The following is a 17,825-nucleotide window of genomic DNA, read 5'->3' as shown; positions in this document are numbered from 1 at the left end:
GGACACCCTCATGCCTCCGTTCACACCCTGTTTCCCTACATCACTGCGCGAAAATGAAATACCCGTCGCCCTGCTCGATCTGGTGCAGGAACGCCTGGCCACCCTGCTTGGCCCACGCTTCACGGTGGTACTGGGCGGTAGCGGCAACGGCGATGGTGTCAGTCATTACCACCTCGCAATCCAGCACAACCAGAGCGGGGTTTCCCTGGAGGACTACGGTGACGTCGGTGCCGGTTTCGTCGAGCACCTGCTGCGCATGGGCACCCAAGTGCGGGACATGCTCGACTCAGCCACATTCAACCGTATGGGCAGCGACGAACCTGGCCGACCATTGGTATGGCTCCGCGAGCTGGTCACCCCCGGGGAAACCATTACAATGCCCGGCCCAACCTGAAATATGTTTTCCCCATGAAATCACTGCTTTACGCCGTAACCTTATTATTTTCCTTTACCCTCCCCGCTCTGGCCAACCCGCCGGCCACCTTCACCGAAGCCAAGGTGGTGGCCAAGCAGAAGGTCTACCTGGACCAGGCCAGCAGTGCCATGGGCGACTTGTACTGCGGTTGCAAATGGACCTGGGTGGGCAAGTCTGGCGGGCGCATCGACGCTGCCTCGTGTGGCTACAAGACGCGCAAGCAGCAGAACCGCGCCGAACGCACCGAGTGGGAACACATCGTGCCCGCCCACACCTTCGGCAACCAGCGCCAGTGCTGGAAGAACGGCGGCCGTGAGCACTGCGTGGACAACGACCCGGTGTTCCGCGCCATGGAGGCCGACCTGTTCAACCTTTACCCGGCCGTGGGTGAGGTCAACGGTGACCGCAGCAACTTCAACTACGGCATGGTCACTGGCAATGCCGGCGAATACGGCCAATGCACCACCAAGGTCGATTTCGTCCAGCGCACCGCCGAACCGCGTGACGAAGTCAAAGGCCTGGTAGCCCGCACAACGTTCTACATGTTCGACCGCTACAAGCTGAACATGTCGCGCCAACAGCAACAGCTGCTGATGGCCTGGGACAAGCAGCACCCGGTGTCGGCCTGGGAGAAAGAACGCGACCGGCGCATTGCCGCGATCATGGGCCATGCCAACCCGTTCGTAAGCGGCGAACGCAAGTGGACTGCCGGCTACAAGCCGGTTGGCAGCGGCGTGGTACAGGCGGTGCCGGTAAACGCGGCCAAGCCAGAGGCCAAACCAAGCCTGGCCAGCGCCGGTTCGGTCGGCGCCGTGCTTGGCAACCGCAACAGCCACGTCTATCACCTGTCAGTCGGCTGCCCGGGCTACAACCAGGTTGCAGCGAAGAACCAGGTTACCTTCGCAAACGAAGGTGAAGCGCAGGCAGCGGGGTATCGCAAGGCAGGCAACTGCCGCTGACCGTTTCAAAGGCTGGCCGGCCCTGTAGGAACGGGGTCGCGTCAGCCGTTGACCAGGTTTACCGGCCGCTCACCGGCTAGCGCGCTGAGCAGGTTGTCCACCGCGCAACGCGCCATGGCCTGGCGGGTTTCCTCGGTCGCCGAGCCGATATGCGGGGTCGCTACCACGTTATCGAGCTGCAACAGCGGCGAGTCGGTCGGCAGCGGCTCGTGCACGAACACGTCCAGCCCCGCACCGCGGATACGCCTGGCCCGCAGCGCTTCGATCAGCGCCTGCTCATCCACCACACGCCCGCGTGAGATGTTCACCAGAATTGCCTCAGGCTTCATCAACGCAAGTTCCCGTGCGCCTATCAGGCCTTCGGTGCTGGCACTCAACGGCACCGTCAGGCAAACGAAATCTGCCTGCTGCAACAGCTCATCCAGGCTGCACTGGCATGCGGCATAGCGTGCTTCCACCTCGGGCTTGGCACGCTGGCTGTGATACAGCACGCGCATGCCAAAGCCGGCAGCCGCGCGCCGGGCCAGGGCCTCGCCAATGCGGCCCATGCCGACAATGCCTAGCGTCTTGCCGTGCACATCACTGCCAAAATGCGCCGGCCCCAGGTTGGCCTGCCAACGGCCGTCACGCACCCAGTTCGCCAGCTCCACCACCCGCCTGGCGGTAGCCAGGATCAAGGCAAAGCCTGTGTCGGCCGTGGTTTCGGTCAACACGTCGGGCGTGTTGGTAAGCATCACACCACGCCTGCTGAGTTCAGCAATGTCGTAGTTGTCCACGCCTACCGAAACGCTCGACACCACTTCCAGTTGCGGGGCAAGGTCGAGCAGGCTGGCATCCAGGCGCAGGCTGGCCCCCAGCAACCCGTGCGCCCCCGGTAACGCATCGCGCAGGCGGGCCAGGCCGTCGGGCTGAGTGGTATCCACCCAGGTCACCTCGACGCGATCTGAATCGCCCCTGGTTTCCTAGACACTCTCCAAGCTCAGGAAATAGCGTTTCTCATACTCTACTGGAGACAGCTGCATAGCACTGCTGTGTCGGCGTTTAGGGTTATAGAACATCTCGATGTAATCGAAAATATCACTTCGGGCTTCTTCACGGGTTGTGTAGATCTTTCGTCGGATTCGCTCCCGCTTCAAAAGCTGGAAAAAGCTCTCGGCTACGGCATTGTCGTGGCAGTTTCCCCGCCGGCTCATGCTGCTGATTACATTGTTAGCCTTCAAGAAGCTTTGCCAATCTGAGCTACTGAACTGACTACCCTGATCTGAGTGAATCATCACTTGCTGCTGTGGCTTGCGTCGCCACACAGCCATCAACATTGCGTCGATAGCGAGGTCGCTGCACATCCTTGGCTTCATTGACCAACCAATTACTTGGCGTGAGAACAGATCCAGCACTACCGCCAGGTAGAGCCATCCTTCATAGGTGCGGATGTAAGTGATATCTGTCACCCAGACCTTGTTCGGTTCACTGACATTGAACTGCCGCGCGAGGTGGTTGGGCGAGGCCACTGTTGGTTTACCACCGTAAAACCCTGGACGCCGCCGATAGCCCGTTTGCGAACGCAGCCCCTCCGCCTGCATCAAGCGCCCGACTCGATTTCGTCCGCATTCCTCTCCTAGCTCACGTAGGTCATCGTGAATTTTGCGGTAGCCGTATACGCCTCCGCTTTCTAGCCAAGCGTGTTTGATCAAGCCAAGCAGACGTTGATCTTCTTTTGCTCGGGCAGATTGAGGCTCGGCCAGCCAGGCGTAGTAGCCGCTGGGGTGCACCTTGAGGGTTTGGCAAAGGCGCCGCACCGGGTAATCAGTCGAGTGCTTCTTGATGAAGGCGTACTTTAACCGCACTCCTTGGCAAAGTACGCGGCGGCCTTTTTTAAGATGTCTCGCTCTTCCGTCACGCGCTTGAGTTCAGCGCGCAGCTTGCGCAGTTCGGCCTGCTGATCGTCGTCTTGCTGACGCTGCTCTTGGGGCTTGCTGTAGACCTTGATCCAGGCATAAAGGCTGTGCACGGACATGCCCAGGCGCTGGGCAACATCGGCGACGGGCTTGCCTTTCTCGGTGACTTGCTTGACCGCTTCGATCTTGAATTCTTCAGGGTAACGCTGACGACTCATGGCACCTCCTATTTGGGCCTCATTATGAGGCTTGGAGGTGTCTACGAAACCAGGGGCGATTCATATGCAAAATATGGATTTAGCCTTTCAAGGCTGGAAATGCTAACCAGCCGCCATCTGCTCATTCGATTCAATCGAAAAACTCAACAGGTCCACCTCCACCGCCCCGGCTATTGCGGCGGCATCGTAACCTTCCCATGGAAAACAACAGGAAGTACAGCCATCGACCCAGAAGATGACTCACTCAGCATGGGCATGCGACTAGGCCTGGTCTGGCACCCCAGCCGCACCGGCCTGCCCCACATGGAAATGACCCTGCTCGGCAAACAAGGCCAAGGCGGCAGCGAACTGCGTGATGAGTGGGAATTCATCCGCCGTTACATGGAAGAAGGCCCACACGCCGTCCCCCGCCCCCGCCTGAGCACCCAGCTACCCTCACCCATCCAGGCATTCAGCGCCCAGTTCGAAGGCCTTGGGCGTTTCTTCCGCAAGAGCAACTGGCTGTTCAAAGTTGTCCTGCTGTTTGTCTGGCCCGCTTTCGTTATCATCGGCACCGGCCACTGGCTCAGCCTGCTGCTGTGCTGGCGACCGCGCTGGCCGAAGGTCATCCGCGAGGCCGGCCTGCCCGGCAAGCCAGTCCCACCCGTGACAACCCTGAGCGACTACCCACCCGCAATCCAGGCACGCCTGCTCGCCAACGCCGACCGCTGGCAGCTCAAGCCCGGCAAGCGGCCAGCGAAAAAACCACGCAAACCGCGCAGATCCAAAGCGCAAGCGAAACCAGCTGCACCCAACGAAGATTGTGTCTGAATTCAGAATTCGAACGTGTACCCGACGATCACCCGGTTCTCATCCGCTGCATCGGCAAAATTCGAGCGCATGCTCGCATTGCGCCAACGCAGCGACACATTCCTGAGCGCCCCCGACTGCACCACATAGGTGATATCCGTAGTCCGCTCCCATTCCCGCCCCTCTCCGTCGCCAGCGGCCAATGCCCTGCCCTTGACGCTGGCAATGCGTTGCGGGGCCACCTGATCGCCCTTTACATAACGCACGTTGAACGTCAGCCCGGGGATGCCCACGGCAGCAAAGTTGTAGTCGTAGCGCAGCATCCACGCCCGTTCGTTGGCCAAGGCAAATGTGCTGACCTGCTGTTCGCTGAACAGGTAGGTATCGGTGCCCCCCACGTAGGCATATGCCGTATCCCCACGCACTTTCTGATAGCCGCCACTGAACGTCTGGCCCTGAACGCTGTACCCGAAGTTGGTACTGAGGGTCTGATTGTCGATTCCGCCCAGCAACGCCCGGCCCTGCTCCCTTGCATTGAACCAGCGCCACTCGGTGAACACATTCCCCGGCCCTAGGCGGGTCTTGAACTTGAACCCGGCAAAATCACGCCGGAACAGGTCTTCGAGCGCACTGGTGTGAAGGCTGAGGGTCAGGTTGTTCAACGGCTGGTAATCGACGCCGGCGTAGCGCAGACGATCACTGGTGACCGCCGCCGAATAGGCCCCTTGCTGCGCCATGGCGGTCAGGTCCTCATAGTCGGTGGAGTCACGCAATTTGGTGGCATCCACCTGCAGCAGGGTGAACGTAAACCGGTCCAAGTCTTTGCTCACCAGTTGCACACCGTTGAACCACTGGGGGAACAAGCGGCTGCTGTTGGACGCCAGCAATGGCAGTTGCGGGCTCAGGCCCCCCGCCTTCAATTCGCTCTGCGCCAGCCTGGCCTTGAAGGTAGCCACGGCCTTGGCGTAGTCATCCGCGGCGCGTTTGTCGCTGCCTCGCGGCAACAGGCCGGAACCGCTACGGTCAGGCGAGGAGTCCAGCTTGAGCCCCAGCATGCCGGCTGCGTCCAGGCCAAAGCCAACCACGCCGTCGGTATAGCCAGACTGCAAGCGCAGCATGAGGCCCTGGGCCCATTCACCGCGCCGCGATTGCGTGGCGCTGTCACCGTGAAAGTCGCGGTCGAAGTAGAAATTGCGCAGTTCCAGGCTGCCACTGCCGTCATGGATAAAGGCAGCCTGGGCGGTTTGACAGGCGCAGTAAAGCACCGAGAGCACCAGCGATGCTCGCCGAAAGATCACGATCATTGGTATGCCTTGCTCTTGTTCTTGTTGTTGTTCGAAGACTCAGCGCCAATCAACTTTTAGGGTTGCGCACGTAACGCATCACCACCAGGCATGCGACCAGGATCAGCGGCGCGATTGACAGCATGCCCATGTAGGTACTGTCGGTAAGGTCATTGATCTTGCCCACCATCACTGGTGCAACGATGCCGCTCAGCTGTCCCACCGAGTTGATCGCGGCGGTGCCGGTGGCAATTGCCAGCCCCGAGAACGTCGACTGTGGAATGGTCCAGAAGATCGGGATAGCGATAAAGGTGCCCGCAGTGGCCAGCACCAGCGCGGTCATCATCGCGAAGGGAGAGCCGGAGAACAGGCACGCCAGCAGGTAACCGACGGCGGCCGCCAGCAGGCAGTACACCAGATAGCGCTTACGCTCGCCGGTGCGGTCGGAGTGGCGAGTCAGCAACACCATGCCGATGCACGCTACCGCATAGGGCAATGCCGACAGTACGCCAACCCACAGCATGTCTTGCACCCCCGAGGACTTGATCAGGTGCGGCATCCAGAAATTCAGCCCGTAGGACGCGGTTTTGACCACGTAGTAGATGAACGCCATGATCGCCACTTCACGGGTCAGCAACACCCGCCAGATCGAGCCGAGTATCGGTTTTGCAGCGCGTTTGTCCTGGGCAAGGTTCTCCGCCAGCAGGTCCTTCTCCTCGCGGCTCAACCATTTCGCCGCCTCGATATCGCGGTCCAGCTTCCACAGCACCAGCAGGCCCAGCAGCACACACGGCAGCCCGGACATCAGGAACAACCAGTGCCAGCCAGCGAGGCCCAACACGCCGTCCATTGTCCCCAGCAAAAAGCCCGCAGCCGGGCCCCCCACCGCTCCGGCCAGCGGCACCGCCAGGAACCACAGGCCATTCATCTTCGCCAGGTGCTTGCGCGGGAACCAGCATGCCAGGTAGAACAGGATCGCCGGGCCGAAACCGGCCTCCATGACGCCGATCAGAAAGCGCAGGAAGTACAGCGTGTACTGGGTATAGGCAAATACCAGCGCAGCCGTCGCCAGGCCCCAGGACACCATGATCCGGCAGATCCAGGCCGGAGCCCCGTAGCGTTTCAGGCCGAGACTGCTGGGCACTTCGAACAGCACGTAGCCGACGAAGAACATGCTCGCGGCCAGGCCGTAGGCAGCATCGCTGAGGCCCAGTTCCTGCTGCATTTGTGTCTTCGCAAAACTGATGTTGATGCGATCGAAGTAGGAGAACAGGAAGCAGATGATAGCCAGCGGCATGATGCGCCAGGCCACACGGCGGTATAGCAGCAGCTCATTAATGTGACTGTCGTTGCGCTCACGCGCCAGTTCGCCGGTCAAAGCAACCATGGTGAATCTCCATTCTTGTAATTATTGGAGAGCAGCGACGTCTCGAAGGGCGTCACCAGCAGGTTTTTTAGCGAATACGGATCAGCTTTTCCTTGAAGCTCTGGCCTTTTGCGACGTACTCCGTCGCATTGCGCTGCATACCGGCGATGGCTTCGGCAGTGAGCTCGCGCACTACCTTGGCAGGTGCGCCCAGGATCAACGAGTTGTCGGGAAATACCTTGCCTTCGGTGACGATGGCGCCGGCACCCACCAGGCAGTTGTTGCCGATGACCGCGCCATTGAGCACCACCGCCTGAATGCCGATCAGCGCGCCATCGCCGATGGTGCAGCCGTGCAGCATGGCCTGGTGGCCGATGGTGACACCTTGCCCCACTGTCAACGCAAAGCCGGGGTCGGCATGCAAGACAGCGCCCTCCTGCACGTTGCTGTGCTGGCCGATACAGATCGCTTCGTTGTCGCCCCGTAGCACGGCCTGCGGCCATACGCTGACGCCTTGTTCCAGGGTAACGTCGCCGATGACGCTGGCATCCTCGGCGATGAACGTTTCCGGGTGGAGGTTGGGTGCAAGGTTGTCATATTGGTAGATCGCCATCTCAAGGCCTCCTCAAGCCGCGTCGTCTGTTTTCAGCACGCCCGCCGCACACAGCTGGGCAATGTGCGCGTCGCTGTAACCCAGTTCACGCATCACTTGGCGGGTGTGCTCACCAATCCTCGCGATCGCCCGCCGTGGCTGCAGGCGCTGGCCGTCCAGTGACAGCGGCAATAACGGCATCGGTGTGTGGCTGCCGTCTTCCAGTTGCAGCTCGGCCATGCCACCGCTCTGTAGCAGGTGGGGGTCCTCGAACAACTCTTCAGGGCGGCGGATCGGCGCGAAAGGAATGCCGTTGGCTTCCAGCTGCAACGCCAACTGCCCGGCGTCCAGCGGCGCAAACACCTCGGCCAGGTGCGCCAGCAGCCGTGGCCGCTGCAACACGCGGTCGTTATTGCTACCAAGGGTCGGGTCATCAAGCAAAGCGGTCTGCCCCAGTACCCGGCATAACGCGTGCCACTGGCCTTCCCCTGTGGCGGCGACAAACATCTGCTCGCCACCGGCAAAAGTGAACACGTCATAGATGGCCCAGGCACTGATGCGGTTCGGCATCGGCGCTGCGGCTTCACCGGTGACCACGTACTGCTGCATATGCTGGGCAGCCAGCAGCACGCAATTCTCGTACAGGGCACTTTGCACCTCACGGCCCCTGCCGGTGCTGTGGCGCTCGTTGAGTGCGGCCAGCACGCCAATGGCGCCGAACATGCCACCCATGATGTCGTTCACCGAGCTGCCTGCGCGCAGCGGGCGCCCTACCGGTCCTGTCATGTAGGCCAGACCGGCCATCATCTGCACCACTTCATCCAGCGCCAGGCGGTTATCGTATGGCCCGCTGAGAAACCCCTTGTGCGAGGCATAGATCAGCCCTGGATTGCGCTGGCACAGTGCGTCGTAGCCCAGACCCAGCTTCTGCATACGCCCGGGCTTGAAGTTCTCGATGAAGACATCGGCGGTGTCGATCAGTTGCAGCACGGCCTCACGGCCCTCGGGCGTTTCAACATCGACAGCAATGCATTGTTTGTTGCGGTTGAAAGTGCGGAAAAAGCCCGCCCCTGCGCCCAGCAAACGGCGTGTGCCGTCGCCGCGTACCGGCTCGATCTTGATGACTTCGGCGCCAAGGTCGCCGAGGATCATGCCGCACGTCGGGCCCATGACCATATGCGAAATCTCAACGACACGGATGCCGTCCAAGGGAAGTCTGGACATTGTGGTGCTCCTCTTACGGGCAATTCAGGCGTGGCGGTGTGTGTTGGCGAAGTTGAGCGGCAATCCGGCCCGGGCGATGAAGCCGTAAAGTGGCTCGCCCGGTAGCGCTTCGCTTAGTACCTGCCGGGTTTCGATCAGTGCAGGCAAGTCGATGCCGGTGTCGTAGCCCATGCTTTGCAGCATGAACACCAGGTCTTCGGTCACGGTATTACCAGACGCGCCAGGGGCGAACGGGCACCCTCCCAGGCCCGCCAGGGAGGCATCCAGTTCCCCAATGCCCTGCTGCACCGCCACCAGGCTGTTGGCCAAGGCCAGGCCCCGGGTGTCATGGAAGTGCGCGGCCTTGAGACGGTCGCCTGCAATCTCCCGTACGGCCCGAAGCACCGTTGCCACCTGGCCCGGATTGGCATAGCCAGTGGTGTCCCCCAGGGAGACCAGGTCGCAACCGGCTTCGATCACCTGGCGGGTCAACGCACACAGGTCAGCCAGCGGCACCTCGCCCTGGCGGGTGCAGCCAAAGGCCACTGACATGCCGGCCACGACTTGCACCCCATGCAGGCCCATTTCAGTACGCAGCTGGCACATGCGCCCCAGTTCCTCGACCATCTCCACTGGCGTGCGGCGCACGTTGGCCAGGCTGTGCGCCGTGCTCACCGATACCGGGGCGACGATGCGGTGTGCACCCGATTCAAGTGCGTCCCTTGCGCCACGAAGGTTTGGAGCCAGCACGGTTACTTGCAGGTCCGGGTACGTGAGGGCGTGAGCCACCACTTCGCGGGCATCGGCCATCTGCGGCAGCAAGCGTGCCGACACGAACGACGCGACTTCCATATGACGCACGCCGGCGCCGTAAGCGGCGTCGATCCAGCGGCGTTTGGCTGCTGTCGGCATGATCACTTGCAGGCTCTGCAAGCCATCGCGCAGGCCGACTTCATTGATTGTTATTGTTGTCATCGCGGTCTCTCTGTCTGAAGCGTTGCGCCAGACTAAGAGCTGGATGACGGGCAGAAAAGACGTGTTTCGCGGGCTGATCCATCGTCAGCCACGATGGATCAGCCCGCGACCTGCCAGGCCGGTGCACGCAGCAACAGGTGGTCAAGCAGGCGCCGAGCCGACAGCGAGAGCGTGTGCCGGTCGCGCATGCAGATGACGAATTCGCCAAGCGCCCAGTCGTCAGTCAGCGCAATGACCCGCAGGTCGAACAACGCCGCATAGCGGGATACGGCCTCTTGCGGGAACACCGCCAGGCCAAGGCCGAACTGCACCAGACGGTATGCCGCGTCGAACGACGACACGTACGAACGAAAACGCAGCGCCTTGCCTGACTGTTCAGCGCTTTTACGCATGAAAGCGTTCAATGTGGCAAAGGCCGATAGCCCCAGGTGGTCGTAACCCAGGGTTTCCTCGAAGGCAATCTGGCTGCGGCCGGCCAACGGGTGGTCAGCAGCAACGACCACGGCCAGGTGATCCTGCCGATACGGTACGAAATCCAGGTCACCCACCGCCATGGATTTGCGGCAGATACCGAGGTCTGCAGTGCCCTCGGCCACACCACGAACGACATCGGCGCTGAAGCGCTCTTCGATATCGGCCTGGATGAGTGGGTATTCCAGCATGAACGCTGACAGTTCTTCGGGCAGAAACTCCATGATCGACGATACATTGGCCAGCACCCGCACATGACCACGCGCGCCGTGTGCGTATTCGCTCAGCTCGCTGTCCAGGCGTTCCATGGCGCGGGTCATTTCCCTGGCATGGCGCAGCAGTGCAAGCCCCGCCGGGGTGGGCTCCACGCCGCGCTTGCTACGTTTGAGCAAGGCGGTACCAAAGCGCGCCTCGATGTCTGAAATACGTTTGCTGACGGCGGACGGCGCCATGAACGCGCGCTCGCCTGCGCGGGCGATGGTGCCTTCTTCGCAGACGACGATGAACAGGTTCAGGGAAAGGTGGTCGAGGGGTTGCATCGCTTGGCTCGGCTTGGGGAAGGGACCGCCGTAGCACTGTAGCAAAAACCGCATTGGCTTCTAAAACCGGGTTTGAATTACCGGCCCCCAATCCCCAACCTTGGGGGAACGCTGCCCACCGCCAGCGGCTGGCATAAAGCCCTACTGAGAATCTGTAGCCCCTGCACCACAAGGCCTGCAAAGCATTTTTCAGGTGTTGGCACAGCTCTTGCCGATCTCCTCCCAGACGCCCCAAGTCCATGGGCCCGTTTGCAGGAGGAATTGACTCATGCACCGACCGATACCCCACCCGCTGGCAGTGGCGATTTTCGCCGGCATTCTCCAGCTTCCCGCGCAGGCCGCCTTGAACGCTGTCGATCCAGGCGCTTACGTCCCAGCCAACGGCGGCTTCCCCGCCTGGTACCAGGACAGCCACGGTCGTACCCTCGACCTGTGCCTGACCAAGGCCGTCAGCTCCCGGGTCGCAGGCGCACCTGGCGCACCCTCATACATGTGCACGCTACTGCCCACACCTGGTGTGTTCGACGATACCCAACCCATCGTCTTCCCCACCAACTTCCCTGACGAAGCGTTCTGGTTCACTGCCGACGCTGCAATCGTCGACGCTGCGCGTGGCATCGACCTCAGCTATGGCACGGCGATCGAAGCGGCATTCGCCGCCGAGGAACCTGTCGAGGGTGACCAGGTCAGCTTCGCCCGGGTCCGTATCCGGGTCGACGTACCCACCGCGGGCACCTACGTGGTCACCCACCCCTATGGTGTTGAAGTGTTCGATGTGCCCGTTGCAGGGCGCCGGGCGATCAACATGACCCGCGACATCGGCATCGCCGGCGCAGGCGACTTCACCGGCGCACTCAAGGGCGATGTCGGGCCGTTCCTGCGCAGTGTCAACGGCCCCTACACCGAAGGCAACGAGCGCTTCATCGGTGACCCGAACCTGGAAGAACCGGTAACGGGCAGCCCATTCAACACCAACTACGTACGCATCGAAGGCCCTGGTGGCATCGACCTGCGCACCGAGCTGTTCGCAGTCTCGGGCAAGCTTTCCGAAGTGGTCCTGCCAACCCCGCTGATGCCACAACGCAGCACTTACTCACGCCATACCGAGAACGGCGACCTGATCGCCCAGCAAGACATCTTCGTGTTGGCCCCGCCGCCACCGGCAAGCGTCACCCTGACCAGCCAGACCCCCAACCTGAGCCTCACCGAGGCCAACGGCACCGGCGCCTGGTACGCCCAGTCAGCCCTCAACCCGGCGGCCGGAACCATCGTGACACTGTCCGCTGACAACAGCGTGGCAATCCCGACCAGCAGCCTGACCACCAGCAACGTTCCCCTGACCGACCTGGTCACCATCACGCAGGCCCAGTACCGCCTGTCCACCGGCGAGCTGACCCTGGTGGCCAGCACCAGTGACGAAACAACACCTCCAGTACTTACCGCACATACCGGCAACGGCACGCTGATCGGCAACCTGGGCGGTACCGGCGCCGTGAAGACGTTGAGCATGACCCTCTCGCCCATTCCGCCGGCCAAGGTGCAGGTCACCAGCGCCAACGGTGGTAGCGACTCCGAAGACGTGGTGCTGGTGCCATGAACAGACAAAGGCTCAGCCTTCAAGGAGGCAGCATGAACACTTGGTCGCGCCGTGCGCTGTTGGCCGCCGGTTTCTCTCTTACCGTTACCAGCGCCGCGTTCGCCGCGCTGTCTGATGTCGATCCGGGGCCCTACACCTTCGCCACAGGTGGCTATCCGATGTGGTACAAGGACAGCCTCGACCAATCCCTGGAGCTGTGCCAGTCGCGTGCCACCAGCACCCGTGCGCCAGGCGCACCCGGGGCGCCCGCCTACATGTGCACCTTGTTGCCCGAGCCCGGGGTCTATGACGATGCCCTGCCGCTGGTATTTCCAGATAACTGGCCACCCGAGATGTTCTGGTTCCTGGCCGAAACCTCGATACCACAAGTCGGTAACAGCGGATATGAGCTGGAGGTCTACGTTGCCGGTATAGAGGCAGCCTTTGCTGCTGAAAACCCGGTAGACGGTGATCAGCAAAGTTTCGCCCGCATCCGTATCCGCGCATCGGTCCCACGCACCGGTACCTACACCATCACGCACCCTTACGGGGTGGAGACGGTCAACGTCACCACGGCAGGTCGTCGCGCGATCAACATCACCCGGGACATCGGTATCGGTGCTCCGGGCAACTTCCAGGGGGCGCTGGGGGGGGCGATCGGCCCTTGGCTGAAGGGGGTTGGCGGGCCATATACAGAGGTCAACCCTGACACGGGCACCACCGAAACCTTCATCGGCGACCCCAATATCACCGAAGCGGTCACGGGTAGCCCCTTCAATACCAACTTCGTGCGCATCGAAGGGCCCGCGGGCGCCATTCAGACCAACACGTTCACCGTGTCTGGCAAGGTGCTGGACCAGCGAGCACAAACCCCGGTCACCCTGGAGCGCGCCACCTATTCGCGCAACGGCAGCGGCACCCGCGTGGAAGTGTTCGCCAAGGCCCCGAGTGAGGCCAGCTTGTGCATGCGCAATGGCCTGGCACTGATCGGCACGCCGCCTTCGCCTTGTCAGTTCACCCTGACTTCGGACAACAACGGGTTGTTCTTCAGCCAGCAGTTCAACCAGTCGGTGCCGCCAGCGGTGGTGGTTGTCACCGCCAGCAACGCAGTCGGCGGCACCCAGCCGACTGCGCTCTCGAGCAAGCTCAGCGACGTGGTCAAAGTCAGCACCGCACGCTATGACTGGGCCAACAAACGTCTGTTGATCGAGGCCAGCTCCAGCGACGAAGTAACGGTCCCCGACCTGCTCGCCCAAGGCTACGGCCGCATGTCGAAATCGGGCACACTGCAAAGCATCACGGTCAACGATTTGGCTCAACCGCCCGCCACCGTTACGGTCAAGTCTGCCCATGGCGGTAGTGATGTGGAGCCGGTGATCGTGGTCGGCAGCGCCCCGGTCGAGGCCGCCAACCAGCCACCGCTGGCCCAGGCCGATGTCGGCAGCACCAGTGTCGGTGTACCGATCACACTCAACCTGCTGCTGAACGACAGCGACCCGGATGGCGACGTGCCGCTGACCATCAGCGACCTGACCCAACCCGGGACCGGCCTTGGCGGCGTCGTGCTGAACGGCACCACCTCGGTTACCTACACACCGCCGACCGGGGCCACACAACCGCTGGTAGCCAACTTCAGCTACCGGGCGGTGGATGCCAAGGGCCTGAAGTCGGAACCGGCCACGGTCACCATCAACGTCGCACCTAACCAGGCACCGACTGCCAACCCGGAAACCGTTGCCACCTTGGGCGTGCCATTGACCATCAACGTTCTGGCCAACGACACCGATCCAGAAGGCAACGTACCGCTGAGTGTGGCCAACATCACCCAGCCGGCCGCCGGCCGTGGCACGGTCAGCACCGACGGCACAACCGTGACCTATACCCCACCGGCCACTGTAACCACAGCCTTCACCACCACCTTCACCTACCAGGCACGTGACTCGCTGGGGGGGCTGTCCACCCCAAGTACGGTCACCGTCAACGTGTCGCCTCGGCCTGCCGCAGAAACCTTCGCCGTCACGACAGCCACGGTCACGGCGCGCTCCAACAACCGTTACAACTGGGACATCAGTGGCACCTCGTCGGTGACCACCGGCAATACCGTAACCGTGCGGGTAACCACTACCACGGGCGTCCAGACCTTGGGGACGGCCACGGTAGCGCTGACCGGCCGCTGGCGCCTGGTGGTAAGCAATAGCACCACGATCATCCCGACTGCGGCACCGACGGCGACGATCACCACCAGCCAAGGCACCACGCGCACTGTCAACGTAGTCGTGCAGTAAAAGCCGGAGGCTTCGATGAAACGGCTGTACTCCCTGTTGCTCTGCCTGGCCCTGGCGGGCCAGGCCTGCTGGGCAGAGGACCTGATGGACAATGCCGACCTTGCACCCGGCAACGACCTCGGTGAACCAGTGATCATCCGCCTGCTGCCGGCCGGTGCCGGCCAGGCTGCGGTGATCGAGCAGCAAGGGTCAGGCAACCGCGCCGCCCTCGACCAGAACGGTCAGGCCCTGCTGGGCCGTATCGTCCAGTCCGGCGGTGCCCAGGAAGCGTACATCTTGCAGGAAGGCAGTGACCTGATGGCCATCATCAGCCAACAGGGAAATGGCAACAGTGCGTCGATTCGCCAGAGCGGCAGCAGCAACAACGCCGCCATCGAGCAGATCGGCAACGACAACAGCGCCAGCATCGTGCAGTCCGGCTCAGGGCTCAACAGCTCCGTGACCCAGGCTGGCAATGGCCAGCATGTTCAGATCACCCAATACCGATAGACCTGGAGGCACCACCATGTACAAGCTCGCTCCGTTAAGTGCCGCTATCGTCCTGGCCCTCGCAGGTCAGGCCATGGCTGCTGACAGCACCTCGTCCCAGACCCAGGACGGCAAGGAAAACATCGCCGAAGTCTCTCAGACCCAGGCATCCTTCGCCTCGGCCACCCAGAACCAGACTGGCAAGGGCCACAACCACCTCGCCGTGCAGGCCGAAAGCACCAGCGATATCCAGCAGAGCGCCACCGGCCAGTACAACGCCGGCTACGCTGAGCAACTGTTCGAGAACGGCAGCCAGATCACCCAGCAAGCCGGAGGCAGCTACAACGATGCCTTCGCCAGCCAGTCGATTGGGTCGAACAACGAATCGCTGCAAACCCAACAAGGCGTCGGCAATAAATCCACCGTGTGGCAGGACAGCCAGGAAGGCAGCAAAGCCACCAGCTGGCAATCCGGCCAGCGCAACGAGGCTTTTATCGAACAGACCTTCGGTGGCAGCAACAATCGCAGCACCGTCAACCAGACCGGCCAGGACAACTACGCCACCGCCGAGCACCTGAACCATGTCGATGGCGATATCCAGGTCTATCAGGAAGGCCACGACAACTGGGCCTATGGCGACCAGCGCGAAGGCACTGGCGGCACCATTGCCATTGGCCAGTACGGGGGCGGCAACTCTGTGGAAGTGTGGCAGGACACACAGATCGGTAGCCAGGCCTCCGTGGTCCAGACCGGCCAGTCGAACGAAGGCTATATCGACCAGAGCTTCGGCGTCAGCAACAAGGTCAGCCTGTCGCAGCAAGGCAATGCCAACGCCAGTTGGTCGGACCAGTTCGAGACCAACAACTCGACCACCACCATTACCCAGACCGGCAACAACAACCTGCATTTCACCTATCAGAACGGTGAAAACCTCAACCTGACCATCAACACCCAAGGCAATGGCAACAGCATCACCGCCAGTAACTGGAAAGGCGCCAAGATGGGTGGCCAGTTCGGCACCAACCAGAACGCCACCATCAACCAGGCTGGCAATGGCAACGGCGTCAATCTGACCCAGAAGGGCGCTGACCAGCTGGCCACGCTGACCCAGACGGGTAAAGGCAACCAGATGTCGACCAAGCAGGATGATGTCAGCAACGAGCTGTACTTCGAACAGAACGGCACTGACAACATTCTGATCGCCGACCAGCGTGGTACCGACAACTATGCCTACGGCAGCAGCCAGGGCACCGGCAACACCATCACGCTCGACCAGTCCGGCTATAGCAACCAGAGCTACACCAACCAACTCTACGGAAGCGGAAACGAAGCCACCATCAAACAGACTGACAGCATCAACGTCGCCTACGTGACCCAGGGAGGCCAAAGCAACAAGGCGTTCGTCGACCAGAGTGGTGTCGCCCAATCCGCCACCATCACCCAGCTGGGCAGCGCGAACCTGGCCACTGTGACCCAGCAGTAAACCGCTCCCCCTTGAACCGCGGTGCTCCTCTCCCTGGTGCCGCGGTTCCTTTTTCTGTCATCCCGTCCTCTGCCATCGTTCGATCCGGCCGGCGTGTGCAATCCCCTGACGTGTAGCTGTCGGGTACAATGGCAAACCGCTCGAAGATGTGCAGCCACATGATCCAGTCCGACCTCGACCTGTTCGGCCCCCAGCCGCAACGCCTGGCAAGCCACACCGTGCTGCTGCCCGGCTTCGCCCTGGCCGAAACCGAGGCGCTGCTCGATGCCCTGCGTCCGGTGCTGCGTGCTGCGCCGTTCCGGCACATGTACACCCCAGGAGGCCTGCGCATGGCAGTGGCCCTGACCAACTGCGGTACGCTGGGGTGGGTGAGTGATCAACATGGCTACCGATACAGCCCCAGCGACCCACTCAGTGGCCAGCCCTGGCCCGCCCTGCCCCCGGTTCTGCTCGCCTTGGCCTCCCGCGCCGCAGCCATGGCCGGGTTTGACGGTTTTGTGCCGGATGCCTGCCTGGTCAACCATTACCTGCCGGGCACACGCCTGAGTCTGCACCAGGACCGCGACGAGCAGGATTTCGGCCAGCCGATCGTGTCGGTGTCGCTGGGCTTACCGGCGGTGTTCCTGTTCGGCGGCCTGCAGCGTGCCGACAAGGCTCAGCGCATCGCGCTGAGCCACGGCGATGTGCTGGTGTGGGGTGGCGAAGACCGCTTGCGCTTTCACGGCGTGCTACCGATCAAGCCCGGTGTGCATCCGCGCCTGGGCGAACGGCGGATCAACCTGACCTTGCGCAAGGCGGGTGCCTGAACAGGGGCCGTCATCTGCCAGCCAGCGCAAAACAAGATGAACGCACATGAAACACATTGAACATCTTGGCCAGGCAAGCTTCGAATGATAAGCCGCCTTTCTTTTGTATGGAGCCTGCCATGCCCAACCCGTGTGGTTCTTCGAGCCGTTGTAACGGAGCCATGTACCGATGAAGATGCCTGGCCGCGCACCCAATGCTTCGCTGCAACTCGATTACGTACGCGACACCCTGTTCGGCCCGGTGGCGCAACGAGTGGAATGCCAATGCCAGCTCGCCGCCCTCAACCTGCAAGGTCGCCCAGGGCTGCGCCTGCACGTTTGCCCCCCACTGCCTGACAAGATCGACCGAGCTCACAGTGTGGCCTTCGTCTGGGATGGGCGGAGTTATCACGGCGTGGTTCGCGAGAAGGGAAAGTGCGGCGACGGTGGCCTGAACCTGCTGCTGGAACTGCAATAAGCCGATCAACGGCGGCCGTGGCCGCGCTCGTGGCTGCTTATACCC

Annotated in this window: 15 protein-coding genes and 2 pseudogenes; 9 read left to right on the top strand and 8 right to left on the bottom strand. The window is 62.0% G+C overall.

Annotation, left to right across the window (positions count from 1 at the left end; all coding sequences use genetic code 11):
* Window positions 1–10 precede the first annotated feature (10 nt).
* Together PRJ_RS12920 and PRJ_RS12915 are read left to right on the top strand one after the other, a co-directional pair.
* Window positions 11–394: a hypothetical protein gene (locus PRJ_RS12920; protein WP_104961592.1), complete on the top strand. Its 384-nt coding sequence runs from the start codon at window positions 11–13 to the stop codon at window positions 392–394.
* Window positions 395–408: 14 nt separating this feature from the next.
* Window positions 409–1,374 carry an endonuclease gene (locus PRJ_RS12915; RefSeq protein ID WP_104961591.1) on the top strand — a complete coding sequence of 322 codons (966 nt, stop codon included), beginning with the start codon at window positions 409–411 and terminating at the stop codon, window positions 1,372–1,374.
* Between the two features lie 41 nt (window positions 1,375–1,415).
* Here PRJ_RS12915 and PRJ_RS12910 read toward each other — a convergent pair.
* Both PRJ_RS12910 and PRJ_RS12905 read right to left on the bottom strand, forming a co-directional pair.
* Window positions 1,416–2,318: pseudogene (locus tag PRJ_RS12910) on the bottom strand (2-hydroxyacid dehydrogenase); the annotation flags it as partial.
* Between the two features lie 18 nt (window positions 2,319–2,336).
* A protein-coding gene (locus PRJ_RS12905; RefSeq protein ID WP_104960814.1) for an IS3 family transposase occupies window positions 2,337–3,487 on the bottom strand; the annotation gives its coding sequence in 2 pieces (ribosomal slippage) (window positions 2,337–3,253 and window positions 3,253–3,487; 1,152 coding nt in all).
* 63 nt (window positions 3,488–3,550) lie between these two features.
* Between PRJ_RS12905 and PRJ_RS12900 the strand changes: the two are divergent.
* A pseudogene (locus PRJ_RS12900) lies at window positions 3,551–4,297 on the top strand (DUF6708 domain-containing protein); the annotation flags it as partial.
* A gap of 2 nt (window positions 4,298–4,299) precedes the next feature.
* Here the strand turns inward: PRJ_RS12900 and PRJ_RS12895 are convergent.
* The 6 genes from PRJ_RS12895 to PRJ_RS12870 form a co-directional block, all read right to left on the bottom strand.
* Window positions 4,300–5,580 (bottom strand): OprD family porin, encoded by a 1,281-nt coding sequence (locus PRJ_RS12895; protein ID WP_104961590.1) that lies wholly within the window; start codon window positions 5,578–5,580, stop codon window positions 4,300–4,302.
* Between the two features lie 49 nt (window positions 5,581–5,629).
* On the bottom strand, window positions 5,630–6,946 hold the full coding sequence (locus tag PRJ_RS12890) for an MFS transporter (protein WP_104961589.1): 1,317 nt from the start codon (window positions 6,944–6,946) through the stop codon (window positions 5,630–5,632).
* A 67-nt stretch (window positions 6,947–7,013) separates the two neighbouring features.
* The gene (locus PRJ_RS12885; RefSeq protein WP_104961588.1) at window positions 7,014–7,538 is read right to left on the bottom strand and encodes a gamma carbonic anhydrase family protein; all 525 of its coding nucleotides are present in this window, start codon (window positions 7,536–7,538) and stop codon (window positions 7,014–7,016) included.
* A gap of 12 nt (window positions 7,539–7,550) precedes the next feature.
* Window positions 7,551–8,741 (bottom strand): CaiB/BaiF CoA-transferase family protein, encoded by a 1,191-nt coding sequence (locus tag PRJ_RS12880; RefSeq protein ID WP_010954265.1) that lies wholly within the window; start codon window positions 8,739–8,741, stop codon window positions 7,551–7,553.
* Between the two features lie 24 nt (window positions 8,742–8,765).
* Window positions 8,766–9,695 carry a hydroxymethylglutaryl-CoA lyase gene (locus PRJ_RS12875; RefSeq protein WP_104961586.1) on the bottom strand — a complete coding sequence of 310 codons (930 nt, stop codon included), beginning with the start codon at window positions 9,693–9,695 and terminating at the stop codon, window positions 8,766–8,768.
* A gap of 98 nt (window positions 9,696–9,793) precedes the next feature.
* Entirely contained in the window at window positions 9,794–10,705 is a 912-nt protein-coding gene (locus PRJ_RS12870; RefSeq protein WP_064493220.1) for a LysR family transcriptional regulator, read from the bottom strand.
* Window positions 10,706–10,973: 268 nt separating this feature from the next.
* Between PRJ_RS12870 and PRJ_RS12865 the strand changes: the two genes are divergently transcribed.
* From PRJ_RS12865 to PRJ_RS12840, 6 genes are all read left to right on the top strand, one after another.
* Complete coding sequence (locus PRJ_RS12865; RefSeq protein WP_104961585.1) at window positions 10,974–12,302, top strand: hypothetical protein; 1,329 nt, start codon at window positions 10,974–10,976, stop codon at window positions 12,300–12,302.
* A 32-nt stretch (window positions 12,303–12,334) separates the two neighbouring features.
* Entirely contained in the window at window positions 12,335–14,566 is a 2,232-nt protein-coding gene (locus PRJ_RS12860) for an Ig-like domain-containing protein (protein ID WP_104961584.1), read from the top strand.
* Between the two features lie 15 nt (window positions 14,567–14,581).
* The gene (locus PRJ_RS12855) at window positions 14,582–15,055 is read left to right on the top strand and encodes a curlin (protein WP_020191832.1); all 474 of its coding nucleotides are present in this window, start codon (window positions 14,582–14,584) and stop codon (window positions 15,053–15,055) included.
* 16 nt (window positions 15,056–15,071) lie between these two features.
* Window positions 15,072–16,517, top strand: a complete 1,446-nt coding sequence (locus PRJ_RS12850) for a curlin (protein WP_104961583.1) — start codon at window positions 15,072–15,074, stop codon at window positions 16,515–16,517.
* Between the two features lie 158 nt (window positions 16,518–16,675).
* Window positions 16,676–17,323 carry a DNA oxidative demethylase AlkB gene (gene alkB / locus PRJ_RS12845; RefSeq protein WP_104961582.1) on the top strand — a complete coding sequence of 216 codons (648 nt, stop codon included), beginning with the start codon at window positions 16,676–16,678 and terminating at the stop codon, window positions 17,321–17,323.
* 169 nt (window positions 17,324–17,492) lie between these two features.
* Window positions 17,493–17,780, top strand: a complete 288-nt coding sequence (locus tag PRJ_RS12840) for a hypothetical protein (RefSeq protein ID WP_003253801.1) — start codon at window positions 17,493–17,495, stop codon at window positions 17,778–17,780.
* The last annotated feature ends 45 nt before the right edge of the window (window positions 17,781–17,825 follow it).

This window comes from Pseudomonas sp. XWY-1 (assembly GCF_002953115.1).
Taxonomy (GTDB): domain Bacteria; phylum Pseudomonadota; class Gammaproteobacteria; order Pseudomonadales; family Pseudomonadaceae; genus Aquipseudomonas; species Aquipseudomonas alloputida.
The sequence above is the reverse complement of the archived record's forward strand: the minus strand, read 5'-3'. Positions and strand labels throughout refer to the sequence as shown.